Below are 16,839 nucleotides of genomic sequence, written 5' to 3' on the forward strand. Positions count from 1 at the left end.
GCATGACGAACGACGACGCGGCAGACCTCCTCGCCCGGCACTCCGAGGCGCTCGCCCTCTTCACCGACCGGGTGCACGCGGTGCGCACGGACCAGTGGGACGATCCGACGCCGTGCACCGAGTGGACCGTACGCGACCTGGTCAACCACCTCACGGCCGAGCAGCTGTGGGTTCCCGACCTGGTCACGGGCGGGGCGGCCGTCGCGGACGTCGGCGACGCCCACGACGGCGACGTGCTCGGCGCACGCCCGCGCGCCGCGTGGGATGCGGCCGCGCGCGCGGCCCGCAAGGCGTTCGCCGCGGACGGCGCGCTGGAGCGGACCGTGCAGCTCTCGTACGGCGAGACACCGGCCGTCGCCTACTGCGCGCAGATGACCGCGGACGCGGTGGTGCACGCCTGGGACCTGTCCCGGGCGATCGGCGCCCCCGAGCGGCTGCCCGACGCGCTCGTGGCGTTCGCGCTGGAGGAGGTCACCCCGTACGCGGACCAGCTGGCCGAATCGGGTCTGTTCGCGCCGCCGGTCGAGCCGCCGCCGGGCGACAGCGCCCAGTCCCGGCTGCTGGCGATGCTGGGCCGCCGGGCCTAGGAGCTCTCGGCTCAGTGGGCGGTGCCGGAGCCGTAAGATCACGCCCTCTCCCGAGAGGGCGCTAGTTCCCGAGAGGGCGCTGCTGACCGTGGTGGGCCGACTCGAGGGCGTCCCGTACGCCCGGCTCCTTCGCGCCGAGGAACCTCGGGTCGGGCCGCAGCAGGGCGTCGAGCGACCCCTTGCCCGCCGCGAAGACCTCCCGGACCCCGCCGTAGTACCAGGTCGCGTCGTGCGGCTCGGCGACGCCGACCCCGTACGACTCGACCCCGGCGGAACGGCACAGGGCGACGGCCCGGCGGATGTGGAAGCCCTGCGTCACCAGCACCGCGCGCTCCACGCCGAAGATCTCCTTCGCCCGGACGCAGGAGTCCCAGGTGTCGAACCCGGCGTAGTCGCTGACGATCCGCCCGTCCGGCACGCCGCGCTCCGTCAGATACGTGCGCATCGCGTCGGGCTCGTCGTACTCGACACGGCTGTTGTCGCCGGTGACCAGGACGACCTTGACCTTGCCCGCCCGGTAGAGCTCGGCGGCGGCGTCCAGGCGGTGCGCGAGGTACGGAGTGGGCCGGCCGTTCCACAGTCCGGCCCCGAAGACGACGGCGACGTCCTGCGCGGGCACGTCCGCGACGGCGCGGACGCGGCTGTCGGCGACGGCGTGCATCCACGTCGCGGGCGCGAGCGCGAGCACGCAGCCGAGCATGACGGCCTGGACGGTTCGCCGCTGTCCGCGACGCGAGATCTTCCCGAAACCCCTCACGGGACCTCAGACGCGGTGCCCGGGAAATCGGTTCGTCGCCGTGACCCTCCTGTTGGCATGATCACTGCCGTGACGAACGACTGGGCGCTGCGAGCGGCCCGCAACAACGCCGCGTGGTGCGAGGCCATGTGCCGCGCACACGGCCGGCCGGGCGCCTTCGCTCCGCGCGCCTGGACGAACCCCCGCCGGACGCCGCCGCTGTATCCGGACGCGGTGACGCTGACCCCCGACGCGTCCCCCGCCGACGTCCTCGCCGGCATCGACACCTCGGCCGCGGGCGCCTCGGTCAAGGACAGCTTCGCGTGCCTGGACCTGACGGCGGCGGGGTTCGAGGTGTCTTCGAGGCGCAGTGGCTGTACCGCCCGGCGGGCCTGCCCGCGCCCGCGGCGCCGCAGGGCCCGGAGCCCGTGCCGCCGGGGCACAGGAGCCCCGGGCGCCGGGCCGACGCCCCGCGATGCGGGCCGCGGCCGCCAAGCCGTAGGGGCACCGCGCGAAGCGCGGCAGGGCGCCCGTGCCCGCCGGGCACAGGGCCACGGGGTCTGGGGCGGAGCCCCAGTTCCGGGAAGGGGCGGGGTGGGGAAACGGCCACGCGCGGCGGCACCCGCCCACCTGCCGGGCGCCCCCGCGCAGCGGCCACCCGCCCACCTCCCGGGCGCCGCCACGCACCGCCCGTACCCCCAACCGTGAGCCCGGCGAAAACACCCGTCACCCCCGCGCAACACACCGGCAACCTCCGCCCGCCACCATCGGTCCATGACGGAGCCGGAACACCTTCGTGAGTCCCTGCCCCTCCAGCCCGCGATGCCCCACGACAGCGCCGCGCAGTTCGACACCACCGCTCAGCTGCTGACGCGCATCACCGCTCAGCTCGGCACCCAGCTGAGTCACGTCCGACTGAACGGAACCCGCAGCGCATGCCCCAGGCCCACCACCGCCCGCCCCACTCCCACCCGACCCACCGCAGGCCGGCCCTCGTCGCCGTAGCCCACGGCAGTCGCGACCCGCGCGCCCTGCGCACCGTCTCCGCTCTCCTCGAGCGGGTCCGTGAGCTCCGGCCCGGTCTCGACGTCCGGCTCGGGCACATCGAGCTGAACGAGCCGCTGCTCGCCGACACCCTCGCCGGGCTGCGGGGCGCGCCCGCCGTGCTCGTGCCGCTGCTCCTCAGCCGCGGCTACCACGTGAAGCACGACCTGCCGCAGACCGCCGCGGCCGCGCCCGGCGGCGGCGCGGACATCCGTATCGCCCGCCCCCTCGGCCCGCACCCCCTGTTGGTCGAGGCCCTGTGCTCGCGGCTCACCGAGGCCGGCTGGCGGGACGCGGACGGCAGCAGCCGCAGCACCGGCGTCGTCCTCGCGTCCGCCGGGTCGCGTGACCCCGAGTCCGCCGAGGACACCCGCCGCATGGCGGAGATGCTCGGCGAACGCCTCGGCGGCGTGCCCGTCGTCGCCGCGTACGCCTCCGCGCTCGCGCCCACCGTCCCCGCCGCCGTCCGCGCGCTGACCGCCCGCGGCCGGCACCGGATCGCCGTCGCGTCCTACTTCGCCGCGCCGGGGCTCTTCGCGACCCGCAGCGCCGCCGCCGCACCCTGGATCGCCGCCGACCCGCTCGGCACCCACCCGGCGCTCGCCCGCCTTCTGCTCCACCGTTACGACGAGGCGCGGACGCGCCCGTACGCCCTGCGCGAGCAGGAGCTGTCGGCCGCCTGAGCAACCACCGGGGCCGCCTGCGGCCTTCCTGGTCCCCACTGTCGGCCCCGCCGGTTACCTTCGGTGCATGGATGGCACTGGCACCACCGGCACCGACGGCATCACCTGGCCGCCCGACCCCGAGGCACCCACCCCGCACGCCCGTGAGACGTCCGCTCCCGGGACCAGGACCCCCGAGTCGTACGCCTCGGACCCCTCCGCACCCGACGGCTACGGCGCCGCGGACGCCGAGCGCTTCGCGCCCGAGCCCGACAAGCGGCCCGGCCGTACGGCCTTCCAGCGCGACCGGGCCCGCGTCCTGCACTCCTCGGCGCTGCGCCGCCTCGCCGGCAAGACGCAGGTCGTCACCCCCGGCACCCGCAGCCACGCCTGGGACGCCAGCCCCCGCACCCGGCTGACGCACTCGCTGGAGTGCGCCCAGATCGGGCGCGAGCTCGGCGCGGCGCTCGGCTGCGACCCGGACCTCGTCGAGGCGGCCTGCCTTGCCCACGACCTGGGCCACCCCCCGTTCGGCCACAACGGCGAGCAGGCGCTCAACGAATTCGCCGAGGACTGCGGCGGCTTCGAGGGCAACGCCCAGTCGCTGCGGCTGCTCACCCGTATCGAGCCCAAGCGGTTCGTCCCCGTGGCCGGCCACGACGAGCCCGTCAGCGTCGGGCTCAACCTCACCCGGGCCGCGCTGGACGCCGCCACCAAGTACCCCTGGCCGCGCGGCGGGCACCCCACCGACCCGTCCTCGGGGAAGTTCGGGGTGTACGAGGACGACCTGCCGGTCTTCGCCTGGGTGCGCCGCGGCGCACCCGCGCACCGCAAGTGCTTCGAGGCGCAGGTCATGGACTGGTCCGACGACGTGGCGTACTCGGTGCACGACTTCGAGGACGGGCTGCACGCCGGGCACATCGACCCCAACTGCCTGCTGTCCCCGGCCGAGCGCGAGGGGATCTGGGCCGTCGCCGTGGGCCGTTACGTGCCGAAGGACACCGCTCCCGAGGAGCTGTCCGAGGCGCTCGACCGGCTGATCGACGCGCCGTGGTGGCCGCACCACTACGACGGCTCGGCCGTCGCCCAGGCCCGGCTCAAGGACGCGACCAGCCAGCTCATCGGCCGGTTCGCGCTGGCCGCCGAGGGCGCCACCCGCCATGCGTTCGGCAGCGGCGGGCTCACCCGGTACGAGGCGGAGCTCGTCGTCCCGCGCGCCACGCGCCACGAGTGCGCCGTCCTCAAGGCCGTCGCCGACCGCTATGTGATGCAGCGTGCCGAGCAGGAGGCGCTCCGCGCCGACCAGCGCATCGTGCTGGCCGAGCTGGCCGACGCGCTCACCGTGCGGGCGCCGGAAGGACTGGAGCCGCAGTTCCGGGCACTGTTCGAGGCCGCGCCCGACGACCGGGCCCGCAAGCGTGTGATCGTCGACCAGATCGCCTCGCTCACCGACGCCTCCGCGCGCACCCTGCACGCCCGGCTGCTCCTGCGCCGCTGACTCCCCGCACCCGGTCCGCCGGGTACGGTGATCGTTTGTCGATTCGTCCGGTTTGACATGCCCGAGGGGCACTCCCTCTTCCGCCGCCACGCTCCGTGCGGGACGCTCGCTGAAGGCCGAGCGGCGCAGAGACAAACAGTGCAGGGACTCGCAGAGACAAACAGTGCAGGACTCTAGGAGGCATCACGTGGTCGACGCACATCGGACCTTCGTCATCGTCGGCGGTGGACTGGCCGGGGCCAAGGCCGCTGAGACCCTCCGTGCGGAGGGGTTCACCGGGCGAGTGATCCTCATCGGCGACGAACGCGACCACCCGTACGAACGTCCGCCGCTGTCCAAGGGCTTCCTCACGGGCAAGGAGGAACGCGACAGCGTCTTCGTGCACGAGCCGGGCTGGTACGCGCAGGCGGACGTCGAGCTCCACCTCGGCCAGCCGGTCGTGTCCATCGACCGCGCGGCCAAGTCCGTCCGCCTCGGCGACGGGGCCGTCGTCCACTACGACAAGCTGCTGCTGGCCACCGGCGCCGAGCCACGCCGTCTCGACATCCCCGGCACCGGCCTCGCCGGCGTCCACCATCTGCGCCGCCTCGCCCACGCCGAGCGGCTGCGCGGCGTCCTCGCCGCGCTCGGCCGGGACAACGGCCACCTCGTCATCGCGGGCGCCGGCTGGATCGGCCTGGAGGTCGCCGCCGCGGCCCGCGCATACGGCGCCGAGGTGACCGTCGTCGAACCGGAGGCCACCCCTCTCCACCAGGTCATCGGGCCCGAGCTCGGCCAGGTCTTCGCCGAGCTGCACCGGGAGCACGGCGTCCGCTTCCACTTCGGCGCCCGCCTCACCGAGATCACCGGCCAGGACGGCATGGTGCTCGCCGCGCGTACGGACGACGGCGAGGAGCACCCCGCCCACGAGGTCCTCGCCGCGATCGGCGCCGCCCCGCGCACCGCGCTGGCCGAGGGCGCGGGCCTCGCGCTCGCGGACCGGGCGCACGGCGGCGGCATCGCCGTCGACGCGAGCCTGCGCACCTCGGACCCCGACATCTACGCGGCCGGTGACGTCGCCGCGGCCCAGCACCCGCTGATCGGCGCCCGCCTGCGCGTCGAGCACTGGGCGAACGCGCTGAACGGCGGCCCGGCCGCCGCCCGCGCCATGCTCGGCCAGCCCGTCACCTACGACCGCGTCCCGTACTTCTTCTCCGACCAGTACGACCTGGGTATGGAGTACAGCGGCTGGGCGCCCCCCGGCTCGTACGACCAGGTCGTGCTGCGCGGCGACGTCGGCAAGCGCGAGTTCATCGCGTTCTGGCTGAGCGGGGGCCGGGTGCTGGCGGGGATGAACGTCAATGTGTGGGACGTCACCGAGAACGTCCAGCAGCTCATCCGCTCCAAGGCGCGCGTGGACGCCCAGGCGCTGGGCGACCCGAGCGTCCCGCTCACGGAACTCGGCGGCTGAGGGCGCTGTCCCCGCGCCACCGTAGACTTCACGCGTGGCAGGCAGGATCAACGATGACGACGTGAAGGCGGTGCGGGACGCGGTCCCGATCGACGCCGTCGTGTCCGAGTACCTCCAGCTGCGCAACGCGGGCGGCGGCAACCTCAAGGGGCTGTGCCCCTTCCACGACGAGAAGTCACCCTCCTTCCAGGTCAGCCCCAGCAAGGGGCTGTTCCACTGCTTCGGCTGCCAGGAAGGCGGCGACACCATCGCCTTCGTGATGAAGATCGACCACCTCTCCTTCTCGGAGACGGTCGAGCGCCTCGCCGCCCAGGCGGGCATCACCCTGCGCTACGAGGAGGGCGGGTACAACCCCACCCACCAGCGCGGCGAGCGGATCCGCCTCGTCGAGGCGCACAAGATCGCCGCCGAGTTCTACGTCGAGCAGCTGGACGGCCCCGAGGCCGAGATCGGCCGGAAGTTCCTCGCCGAGCGCGGCTTCGACCAGGCGGCCGCCCGGCACTTCGGCGTCGGCTACAGCCCGGCCGGCTGGGACCACCTCACCCGTTACCTGCGCGGCAAGGGCTTCAGCGACAAGGAACTCGTCCTCTCCGGCCTCTCCCAGGACGGCCGCCGCGGTCCCATCGACCGCTTCCGGGGCCGGCTGATGTGGCCCATCCGCGACATCACGGGCGAGGTCGTCGGCTTCGGCGCCCGCAAGCTGCGCGACGACGACAACGGCCCGAAGTACCTGAACACCCCCGATACCGCGATCTACAAGAAGTCGCACGTCCTGTACGGCATCGACCTCGCCAAGAAGGAGATCGCCCGCACCAGCCGGGCCGTCGTCGTCGAGGGCTACACGGACGTGATGGCCTGCCACCTCGCGGGCGTCACCACCGCGATCGCGACCTGCGGCACGGCGTTCGGCGGCGACCACATCAAGATCCTGCGCCGGCTGCTGATGGACAACGCCACCGCCGAGGTGATCTTCACCTTCGACGGCGACGCGGCCGGTCAGAAGGCCGCGCTGCGCGCCTTCGAGGACGACCAGAAGTTCGCCGCCGAGACGTCCATCGCGATTACCCCCGGCGGTATGGACCCGTGCGAGCTGCGGCTCGCCGAGGGTGACGCGTCGGTGCAGAAGCTGGTCGAATCCCGCACTCCGCTCTTCGAGTTCGCGATCCGGCAGATGGTGGCCCGGCACAACCTGGAGACCCCCGCCGGGCGGGCCGCCGCCCTCGACGAGGCGGCCCCCGTCGTCGCCGGCATCAAGAACATCGCGATCCAGCACGAGTCGGCCGTTCAGCTCGCCGGCATGCTCGGGATCCTCGACACGCAGTTCGTGGTCAAGCGGGTGGCGCAGCTGGCCCGTTGGGCCCGTGAGCGCGGAGGGCGCGGCGGCCCGGAGAGGCCTGGCGCCGCGCGTTCGCAGCAGCAGGTCCAGGCAGCGCCGGCGCCTCAGTACGCGTCCGGGCCCGCGCTCAATCTGCGCAGCCCCGCCCACCGCACCGAGCGCGAACTGCTCAAGCTCGCGCTCCAGTACCCGGCCCTGGTCTCGCCGGCCTTCGACGCCTACGGCGTCGACGAGTTCACCGCCCCGCCGTACGCGGCCGTCCGCCAGACCATCGAGGACGCCGGCGGTGCCGAGCAGGGCGTCGGGGACACCTCCGGCTATCTGGCCCGCGTCCGCGACGCCGCGCCGAACGACACGGTGCGCGCGCTCGTCACCGAGCTGGCGGTGGAGGCGGTCCACGGCAGGACCGTCGACGAGGCGTACGCGGGCGAGCAGCTCGTCCAGGTCCGGCTGCGCGCGGTGGACCGCCGTATCCGCGACATCCAGGGCACGATGGCCCGCCTGGGAAGCAACGCCGACCCCGAGCGGTACGCGGCCGTGGCCAACGAGCTCTGGGTGCTCCAGCAGTACGCCCAGTCCCTGCGCAACCAGGGCGCGGCGGCGCTGTAGCGCTCGGCTCGGCCCGGCTCAGCGGGACGCGAGGGCCGGCGCGAGGCCGATGAGCGGTCCCTCTGGGACGGTGGGAAGGACGGCGATGGTTCTTGAGTTGCTGCCGGAGGTGGGGGTTGCCACGCTCCGGCTCGGCATGTCGGCCGAGGAGGCGGTCGGGGCCGCGCGCGAACTGGGCTTCGTCCCGTCCGACGCGGACTACGGCGACGCGCCCGGGCAGGTGTTCTGCGAGCACGTGGAGTCCGAGACGGCGTTCACGCTCGGCTTCACCAAGGGCGCGCTGACCGACATCCACGTGTACCGGTTCCGGATCGAGGACGCGGATGTGACGGTCGTCCTCGACGGGCTCGACGTCTTCCGCGCTCCCAGCGACGAACTGCTGGAGCGCCTCCAGGAACGGGGCCACACGGTCGAGCAGAACGACGACGGGGTGGACACCCTTCCCGACCTCAAGGTGATCCTGTCGAACGAGAGCAGCTTCGAGTACCCGATGGACGAGGAGGGCGACCCGATTTATTTCGACTACGCCCTCGTCACCTCGGTGGACTTCCGGGGGCCGCGCGGGGACTGACCCCGGCGGCCGTCGGCGTTCCCCGCCGGACCGCGCCCCCAGGAGTCACCGCTCGTCCGCGAAGGTCGGGGCGATCGCCGTCAGCAGCCGTTCCGCGTACACGCGCTCGTCGTCCGCGAACTGCGGGTAGTCCGCGGCGAAGTGGTCCCACTCGGCGTACCCGACGGCCTCCACGACGTCCTCGAACAGGACCGTCTCGCGGTACGGGTACGGCCACTCGCCGGTCAGCCGGAACACCTCGTCGAGCAGCTCGTACGACAACGGGTGGCGCTCTGCGAGCAGGGCGGCGTCGTAAAGGTCCTTGCCCTGCGTGTAGACGTCGGTGAGCAGCCACTGGAGCTTCCACGCCAAGGACAGTTCCGGGCTCGCCGCCTGCAGCTCGGTGCCCGCGACCGTGGTGCGGACCGCCTCCCTCGGCAGCCGCTCGTTGAAGACGAAGTCGAGCTGGACCTGACCACCGGGCAGGCCCGGAACGGACCACGGCAGCACCATCCGCCGCCCCGGCACCCGGTCGTACGTCCAGATGTACTCGGACTCGGCGCCGCTCGCGTCGATCGTCAGCGGGCCGCCCCGCTCGTCGGCCGCGCGCTGCGCGGCCGACGCGATGCCGGCCAGCATGGTGCCCGTGCGCTCCTCCTCGATGTTCCAGTCGGCGGGCACGACCACGAAGTCGAGATCCTTCGGCTCGCGTGCCTCCCCGGGGAACCAGGCCGCCATCAGCATGCTGCCGCGCAGCACCAGCGAATCGGCCCACCCCGATCGCGAGACGGCGTCGAGGACCGTGTCGAGCGCGGTGCGCCGGGCCGACTGCCAGGCCGCGGTATCGGCCGTGACAGCGTCCAACGGCCGGAACGCCTTGCTGAAGTGCTTGAGCGCAGGGTCGAAGACCTGGTGCCGCGCACCCTTGTGGTCCATGCCCACCCGCAGGGTGCGCGGCAGTTCCGTGGTGCGCCGCTCGATGTCCGCCCTGGACTCGGCCAGATCTTCCGGCCCGCCCGGAATCGGCCGCCTGCCTGCCTGCGTCACTGTGCCGCCCCCTCCTCGATCCATCCGTCGTCGACCGACAGATCACTGTCGTACAGCACGAACTCCCGCTCCTGTGACCGGATTTCGTAGCCCTGCTTCGTCAACTCCGCGACCAGCGCGTCACACGCCACGCCCGCTTCCGCCGCGGAGACCCGGTGGCAGCGCTGCGTCACGAACCGTTCGTGCCGTCCGCCGCCGGACACCCTCCGCGCGTTCCACGACAGGTGCGCCCCGTGCCGCACGGCCAGCGCGGCGAGCGCCTCGCGGTCGAAGTCCCGGCCCAGCAGCAGCTTCACGTGGTGCTCGAAGTACCCGTCCGCTGTCGCCGCCACCTCCGGTGACCAGGGCGTGGTCTCGATCTTCACGCGCACCGGGTCGAAGCCGGCCGACCGCAGCCGTTCCACCAGCCGCTCGGCGGCGGCCCGTTGGGCCGCGAAGCCGTCGCGGCCCTTCAGGGTCAGCATCGGCTGGGAGACCATCCGGCCCCGGGCCAGCTCGATGTGCGTCACCTTCAGCCCGGCCGCGTGCGCCCAGGCGTCCAGCCGCTCCTCCCCGCCGGCGCCGCAGCGCACGGTCACATGGGTCTCGTACTCACTGCTCTTGTGCACCGGCAGATATTCCCAGACTCCCGCACGCCGGGCATCCGAGTAACCGACCGGTCACGCACGGGTCGCAAAAAGTCACCGCACGCCCCTCGTGGCAGGGATGTGTCGTACCCCACACTGGGGGCGGTGCCTGAGCCCTCGGAGTTGCCGCACGCCCCCGACCGGCAGCGATCACCCTGGAGGTCGCCCCCGTGCAGACCCAGACCCTGACCGAGACCGACGCGGCCGTGGCCGTCGCCACGGCCGCCGTCGAGCAGGTGCCCGCGCAGGGCCCGCCGGCGGGGCACCCGGAGGCGGTGCCGGACCCCGTGGAGGCGAGCGCGGCCGAGGACGAGGCCGCCGACGAACTCGAACTCGAAGTCCCCGAGCCGCCCCGGCCCGTGGCCCGCGCCGCCGAGGGATCGGGGCCGTCCTCCGACCTGTTCCGCCAGTACCTGCGCGAGATCGGCCGCATCCCGCTGCTCACCGCGGCCGAGGAGGTCGAGCTGGCGCGGCGCGTCGAGGCGGGCCTCTTCGCCGAGGAGAAGCTGGCGAACACGCCCGACCCGGACTCCCGGCTCGCGGTCGACCTCGACCGGCTGGTGGTCATGGGCCGGCTCGCCAAGCGCCGTCTGATCGAGGCCAACCTCCGCCTCGTCGTCTCGGTCGCCAAGCGCTACGTGGGCCGCGGGCTCACCATGCTCGACCTCGTCCAGGAGGGGAACCTGGGCCTGATCCGGGCGGTCGAGAAGTTCGACTACGCGCGCGGCTACAAGTTCTCGACGTACGCGACGTGGTGGATCCGCCAGGCCATGTCCCGAGCGCTCGCCGACCAGGCCCGCACGATCCGGGTGCCGGTCCATGTCGTGGAGCTGATCAACCGCGTGGTCCGCGTCCAGCGCCGGATGCTTCAGGAGCGGGGCTGCGAGCCGACGCCCGAGGAGGTCGCCGCCCAGCTCGACCTGCCGCCCGAGCGGGTCGGCGAGGTGCTGCGCCTCGCGCAGGAACCGGTGTCGCTGCACGCGCCGGTGGGCGAGGAGGACGATGTCGCCCTCGGCGACCTGATCGAGGACGGCGACGCCGCGTCGCCGGTCGAATCGGCGGCCTTCCTGCTCCTGCGCGAGCATCTGGAGGCGGTGCTGTCCACGCTCGGCGAGCGCGAACGCAAGGTGGTCCAGCTCCGCTACGGCCTGGCCGACGGCCGCCCCCGCACGCTGGAGGAGATCGGCCGCCTCTTCGGCGTGACGCGCGAACGAATCCGCCAGATCGAGTCCAAGACCCTGACCAAACTCCGCGACCACGCGTTCGCCGACCAACTCCGCGGCTACCTCGACTGACCCGCACGCCGCCGGCCGGGGGACCGGCCACGCCCCGAGACCACCGCGCCCCGCCGGGTGCGGCCCCCTCCCGGCCGGGGCCGTGGGCAGCCGCCGGCCGGGTCCGGGGCGAAGCCCCGGCTCCGTGAAGGGGTGCGTGAGCTACTCCACCTCGACCACCGCCTGCGCGAACTGCGCCGCGTACAGCCGCGCATACGCCCCCTCCGCCGCCAGCAGCTCCTCGTGCGTCCCCTGCTCGACGATCGACCCGTCCTCCATCACCAGGATCACGTCCGCGTCCCGGATCGTGGAGAGCCGGTGGGCGATCACGAAGCTCGTGCGGCCGTGGGCCAGGCGGGCCATCGCCTTCTGGATCAGCACCTCCGTACGCGTGTCGACCGAGCTCGTCGCCTCGTCCAGCACCAGGATCACCGGGTCGGACAGGAACGCCCGCGCGATGGTGATCAGCTGCTTCTCGCCGGCGCTCACGCCCGAGCCCTCGTCGTCGATCACCGTGTCGTAGCCGTCGGGCAGCGTGCGGATGAACCGGTCCGCGTGCGCCGCGCGCGCCGCCTCCTCGATCTCCTCACGGGACACCTTCCGCGAGGCGCCGTACGCGATGTTCTCCGCGATCGTGCCGCCGAACAGCCAGGTGTCCTGCAGCACCATGCCTATGCCAGACCGCAGGTCCTCACGGGACATCTTCGCGATGTCGACCCCGTCGAGCGAGATCCGCCCGCCGGTCACCTCGTAGAACCGCATCAGCAGATTGACCAGCGTCGTCTTGCCCGCGCCCGTCGGGCCGACGATCGCGACCGTGTGCCCGGGTTCGACGGTGAGCGACAGGTCCTCGATCAGCGGCTTCTCCGGGTCGTAGCGGAACGCCACCTTCTCCAGCGACACCCGGCCCTCGGACCGCTCGGGCCGCTCGACGGACGGAGCGTCCGGCTCCTGTTCCTCCGCGTCCAGCAGCTCGAAGATCCGCTCGGCGGACGCGACACCCGACTGCACCAGGTTCGCCATGGAGGCGACCTGCGTCAGCGGCATCGAGAACTGGCGCGAGTACTGAATGAACGCCTGCACGTCGCCGATGGACAGTGAGCCGGACGCGACCCGCAGCCCGCCGACGACGGCGACCAGCACGTAGTTCAGATTGGAGACGAAGAGCATCAGCGGCTGCATCATCCCGCTGTTGAACTGAGCCCTGAACCCGGCCTCGTACAGCGCCTCGTTCTGCTCGGCGAAGCCCTGCGCCGACTCCTTCTGGCGGCCGAAGACCTTCACCAGCGCATGACCGCTGTACATCTCCTCGACATGCGCGTTCAGCGCGCCCGTCGACTTCCACTGGGCGACGAAGTGCGGCTGCGACCGCTTGCCGACCCGCGTCGCCACGAACACCGACACCGGCACGGTGACGAGCGCGACCAGCGCCAGCAGCGGCGAGATCCAGAACATCATCGCCAGCACGCCGACGATCGTGAGCAGCGAGTTGATCAGCTGGCCCATCGACTGCTGGAGGGTCTGCGAGATGTTGTCGATGTCGTTGGTGGCGCGGCTGAGCACCTCGCCGCGCTTGGCCTTGTCGAAGTACGACAGGGGCAGCCGCGACAGCTTCGCCTGCACGTCCTCGCGCATCCGGTACACGGTCCGGTTGATCACCTTGATCGACAGCCGCGTCGACACCAGCATCAGCAGGCCCGCCGCCACGTACACGGCGAGGGCCACCAGCAGCACGTTGCCCACGGCGGTGAAGTCGATGCCCTCGCCAGGGATGAAGTCCACTCCGGAGAGCATGTCGGCGAGTCCGTCGTCGCCCTTCGCCCGCAGGCCCTCGACCGCCTGCTCCTTGGTCGTGCCGTCGGGCATCTCCCGGCCGACGACGCCGGCGAACACGAGGTCGGTCGCTGTTCCGAGGATCTTGGGCCCGATCACGTTCAGCGCGACGCTGAGCACACCGGCCGCCAGCATCCACCACAGCGCGGCCCGCTCGGGCGCCAGCTGCCGCAGCAGCCGCTTGCCGGAGCCCTTGAAGTCCATCGACCGCTCGCCGGGACTCTGGCCCGCCATCATCCGTGCAGCAGGTCCCCCGCTCATGCGGCCTCCGCCTCCGTCAGCTGCGAGAGCACGATCTCTCGGTACGTCTCATTGCCCTGCATCAACTCGTGGTGGCTGCCCGCCCCCACGACCCGCCCCTCGTCCAGCACCACGATCCGGTCCGCGTCACGGATCGTCGACACCCGCTGGGCGACGATCACGACCGTCGCCTCGGCGGTCTCGCGCGCCAGCGCGGCCCGCAGCGCCGCGTCCGTCGCGTAGTCCAGCGCGGAGAAGGAGTCGTCGAAGAGGTAGATCTCCGGACGCTGCACCAGGGTGCGCGCGATCGCGAGCCGCTGGCGCTGGCCGCCGGAGACGTTCGTCCCGCCCTGGGCGACGGGCGCGTTCAGACCGCCCTCGAGTCCGCGCACGAAGTCGGCCGCCTGCGCCACCTCCAGCGCCTGCCACAGCTCGTCGTCGGTCGCGTCCGGATTTCCGTAGCGCAGGTTGGTCGCCACGGTGCCGGAGAAGAGGTACGGCTTCTGCGGCACGAGCCCGACCGTGCGGGCCATCAGCTCCTGGTCCAGCTCCCGCACGTCCACGCCGTCGACGAGCACCTCGCCGCCCGTCGCGTCGAACAGCCGCGGCACCAGCCCCAGCAGCGTCGACTTGCCGCTGCCGGTCGACCCGATGATCGCGGTGGTCTCGCCCGGCCGCGCCACCAGATCGATGCCGCGCAGCACAGGCTCCTCCGCGCCGGGGTAGCAGAAGTCCACGCCGCGCACCTCCAGATGACCGCGGGCGCGCAGCTCGCGCACGGGTGCGCTCGGCGGAACCACGCTGGAGTCGGTGTCCAGCACCTCCTGGATGCGCTCGGCGCACACCTCCGCACGCGGCACCATCATGAACATGAAGGTGGCCATCATCACGGCCATCACGATCTGCATCAGATACGCGAGGAAGGCGGTCAGGGCGCCGATCTGGATGGCCCCGCTGTCGATGCGGTGCGCGCCGAACCAGACGACCGCGATGGACGACACGTTCACCACGGTCATCACGGTGGGGAACATCAGCGCCATCAGCCGGCCGGTGGACATCGACACGTCCGTCAGCTCGTCGTTCGCCCCGCGGAAGCGCTCCTGCTCGTACGTGTCCCGGACGAAGGCGCGGATCACGCGGTTGCCGGTGATCTGCTCGCGCAGCACGCGGTTCACCGTGTCGAGCCGCTCCTGCATGGTGCGGAACAGAGGGCGCATCGTCTTGACGATCAGGGACACGGCGATGCCGAGCACCGGCACGACCGCCAGCAGCACGACCGACAGCGGCACGTCCTGCCCGAGTGCCATCAGAATGCCGCCGACGCACATGATCGGCGCCGACACCATCAGCGTGAACGCCATCAGCACCAGCATCTGGACCTGCTGGACGTCGTTCGTCGTCCGCGTGATCAGAGACGGCGCACCGAAGTGGCCGACCTCGCGGGCGGAGAAGCTCTGCACCCGAGCGAAAATGTCGGCCCGCACGTCCCGTCCGAGGGCGGCGGCGGTCCGGGCGCCGTAGAAGACGGCCCCGATGTTGCACAGCACCTGGACCACGCTGATGCCGATCATCAGCGCGCCGACGGTCAGGATGTGACCGGTGTCCCCGGTGACGACACCGTTGTCGATGACGTCGGCGTTGAGGGTCGGCAGATAGAGGGTGGCGCTGGTCTGCAGCAGTTGCAGCACCACCAGCAGGGCGATCGGTTTCTTGTACGGACTCAGGTAGGTCCGCAGCAGTCTTATCAGCACGTGCGGTCTCTCGGGCTCGGCAAGATCGGCGGTCACCTCATCTTCCGGCACCCGGCCGCCGAACCCCCAAGGGTTTTCCCCAAGCCCGAGTCAAAAGCAGATCGTCATACCGCGGGGCCGAACGCCCCCGGGTGGATCTGGTCCCGCGTCGCCCCGTACTGCTGACGCACCGCCTTGCCCACCGCGGCATCCTCGCCCGGCTCGAAGACCTGGGCGGCGGCGCCCTGCCAGGCCGGCGGCGCCTGCGGGGACAGCGTCCCCCGCGCGGCACCCAGCGCCCACGCCGCCTGCCGGGCCGCGCCCAGGGCCGCGTAGTCCGCCGGCTGCGGCACGACGACCTGCGTCCCGAAGACGGAGGGGGCGATGGCCTGGACGGCCGGCAGTTCGGCGGCCGCCCCGAGCAGGAACACGCGGCGCACGTCGACCCCGCGCCCGCGCAGCACGTCGAGCGCGTCGGCCAACGAGCAGAGCATGCCCTCGAACGAGGCGCGCGCCAGGTGCTCGGGCTTCATCGACTCACGCCGCAGCCCGCTCAAGGTGCCCGCCGTGTGCGGAAGTTGGGGGGTCCGTTCGCCCTCCAGGTACGGCAGCAGCACCAGGCCGGACGAGCCGGGAGTGGACTTCAGGGCGAGCGCCGACAGCTCGGCCAGGTCGGCCGCGCCCAGCAGATCGGCGGTGCCGCGCAGCGCCCGTACGGCATTGAGGGTGTGCACGACCGGCAGGTGCATCCCGGTCGCGTCGGCGAAGGAGGTGATCATTCCCGTCGGGTCGGCCAGCGCCTCGTGGTGCACGGCCATCACGGAACCGGAGGCCCCCAGCGACACCACCGCGTCGCCGGTGCCGACGCCGAGCCCGAACGCGGCCGCCATGGTCTCCCCGGTGCCCGCCGAGATCAGCAGCCCCTCCGGCGTCATCCCGGCGGCGTCGGCGGGGCCCAGCACCTCGGGCAGCGCACACGGGTGCCCGAGCGCGAGCTCGACGAGGTCGGGACGGTACGAGCCGGTGCCGGCCGACCAGTAGCCGGTGCCGGAGGCGCCGCCGCGGTCGGTGGTCCGGCGGGCGGGGCGGCCGAGCAGCTGCCACACCAGCCAGTCGTGCGGCTGCATCACGGCCGCCACCCGCTGCGCGGCCTCCGCCTCGCTGCGGGCCAGCCAGCGCAGCTTGGCCACGGGCTGGGCGGCCTGCGGAACCGATCCGACGGCCTCCGCCCACGCCTGGCGCCCGCCGAGCGCGTCGATCAGATCGGCCGCCGCGACCTGAGCCCGCTTGTCGTTGCCGAGCAGTGCGGGCCGCACCAGGCCGCCCTGCGCGTCGAGCGTGATCAGGCCGTGCTGCTGGGCGGAGACGCCGATGGCCTCCACGCCCTCCAGCAGACCGCCTCCGGCCGCCTCGCCGAGCGAGAGCAGCCACGCCTGTGGATCGATCTCGGTGGCCTTGGGCTCGACGGGATGCGGCGCGTATCCCTGGCGCAGCACTGCGCCTGTGTCCGCGTCGCAGACGACGATGCGTGTGAACGCGGACGAGCTGTCCAATCCGGCGACTATCCCCATGTCCGGAATTCTGCCGTACGCCGGGGGCGGTCTCGTCACATGTGCC

Annotated in this window: 14 protein-coding genes; 8 read left to right on the forward strand and 6 right to left on the reverse strand. The window is 72.6% G+C overall.

Features of this window, described 5'->3' with window-relative positions; genetic code table 11:
* Nucleotides 1-2 precede the first annotated feature (2 nt).
* Complete coding sequence (locus QFZ82_RS26930; protein WP_307715611.1) at nt 3-587, forward strand: TIGR03086 family metal-binding protein; 585 nt, start codon at nt 3-5, stop codon at nt 585-587.
* 61 nt (nt 588-648) lie between these two features.
* On the opposite strand, the gene QFZ82_RS26935 is transcribed toward QFZ82_RS26930, so the two are convergent.
* Nucleotides 649-1,287, reverse strand: coding sequence for a vancomycin high temperature exclusion protein (locus tag QFZ82_RS26935; protein WP_307717855.1), 639 nt, complete (start codon nt 1,285-1,287; stop codon nt 649-651).
* A 126-nt stretch (nt 1,288-1,413) separates the two neighbouring features.
* Here QFZ82_RS26935 and QFZ82_RS39825 point away from each other — a divergent pair, with 126 nt between their 5' ends.
* The 6 genes from QFZ82_RS39825 (at nt 1,414) to QFZ82_RS26965 (ending at nt 8,493) form a co-directional block, all read left to right on the forward strand.
* Nucleotides 1,414-2,031, forward strand: coding sequence for a hypothetical protein (locus tag QFZ82_RS39825; RefSeq protein WP_373429330.1), 618 nt, complete (start codon nt 1,414-1,416; stop codon nt 2,029-2,031).
* 227 nt (nt 2,032-2,258) lie between these two features.
* Entirely contained in the window at nt 2,259-3,050 is a 792-nt protein-coding gene (locus QFZ82_RS26945; RefSeq protein ID WP_373429331.1) for a sirohydrochlorin chelatase, read from the forward strand.
* Nucleotides 3,051-3,117: 67 nt separating this feature from the next.
* Nucleotides 3,118-4,527, forward strand: coding sequence for a deoxyguanosinetriphosphate triphosphohydrolase (locus tag QFZ82_RS26950; protein WP_307715612.1), 1,410 nt, complete (start codon nt 3,118-3,120; stop codon nt 4,525-4,527).
* A gap of 187 nt (nt 4,528-4,714) precedes the next feature.
* Complete coding sequence (locus QFZ82_RS26955; RefSeq protein WP_307715613.1) at nt 4,715-5,977, forward strand: NAD(P)/FAD-dependent oxidoreductase; 1,263 nt, start codon at nt 4,715-4,717, stop codon at nt 5,975-5,977.
* Between the two features lie 34 nt (nt 5,978-6,011).
* Nucleotides 6,012-7,922, forward strand: a complete 1,911-nt coding sequence (dnaG, locus tag QFZ82_RS26960; protein ID WP_307715614.1) for a DNA primase — start codon at nt 6,012-6,014, stop codon at nt 7,920-7,922.
* An 85-nt stretch (nt 7,923-8,007) separates the two neighbouring features.
* Complete coding sequence (locus tag QFZ82_RS26965) at nt 8,008-8,493, forward strand: hypothetical protein (RefSeq protein WP_307715615.1); 486 nt, start codon at nt 8,008-8,010, stop codon at nt 8,491-8,493.
* A 45-nt stretch (nt 8,494-8,538) separates the two neighbouring features.
* On the opposite strand, the gene QFZ82_RS26970 is transcribed toward QFZ82_RS26965, so the two are convergent.
* Nucleotides 8,539-9,519, reverse strand: coding sequence for a nucleotidyl transferase AbiEii/AbiGii toxin family protein (locus QFZ82_RS26970; protein ID WP_307715616.1), 981 nt, complete (start codon nt 9,517-9,519; stop codon nt 8,539-8,541).
* On the reverse strand, nt 9,516-10,127 hold the full coding sequence (locus QFZ82_RS26975) for a hypothetical protein (RefSeq protein WP_307715617.1): 612 nt from the start codon (nt 10,125-10,127) through the stop codon (nt 9,516-9,518). The genes QFZ82_RS26970 and QFZ82_RS26975 overlap by 4 nt, the downstream gene beginning before the upstream one ends.
* Before the next feature lie 167 nt (nt 10,128-10,294).
* On the opposite strand from QFZ82_RS26975, the gene QFZ82_RS26980 reads away from it, so the two are divergent.
* Nucleotides 10,295-11,440, forward strand: coding sequence for an RNA polymerase sigma factor (locus QFZ82_RS26980; RefSeq protein ID WP_307717856.1), 1,146 nt, complete (start codon nt 10,295-10,297; stop codon nt 11,438-11,440).
* Nucleotides 11,441-11,581: 141 nt separating this feature from the next.
* Here the strand turns inward: QFZ82_RS26980 and QFZ82_RS26985 are convergent, their stop codons facing one another.
* From QFZ82_RS26985 to QFZ82_RS26995, 3 genes are all read right to left on the reverse strand, one after another.
* Nucleotides 11,582-13,513, reverse strand: a complete 1,932-nt coding sequence (locus tag QFZ82_RS26985; RefSeq protein ID WP_307715618.1) for an ABC transporter ATP-binding protein — start codon at nt 13,511-13,513, stop codon at nt 11,582-11,584.
* A complete protein-coding gene (locus QFZ82_RS26990; protein WP_307717857.1) occupies nt 13,510-15,243 on the reverse strand; it encodes an ABC transporter ATP-binding protein in 1,734 nt (577 codons plus the stop codon). The genes QFZ82_RS26985 and QFZ82_RS26990 overlap by 4 nt, the downstream gene beginning before the upstream one ends.
* 104 nt (nt 15,244-15,347) lie before the next feature.
* Entirely contained in the window at nt 15,348-16,793 is a 1,446-nt protein-coding gene (locus tag QFZ82_RS26995) for an FGGY family carbohydrate kinase (protein WP_307715619.1), read from the reverse strand.
* Nucleotides 16,794-16,839: the final 46 nt, after the last annotated feature.

It is taken from the genome of Streptomyces sp. V4I23 (assembly GCF_030817975.1).
Lineage (GTDB): Bacteria > Actinomycetota > Actinomycetes > Streptomycetales > Streptomycetaceae > Streptomyces.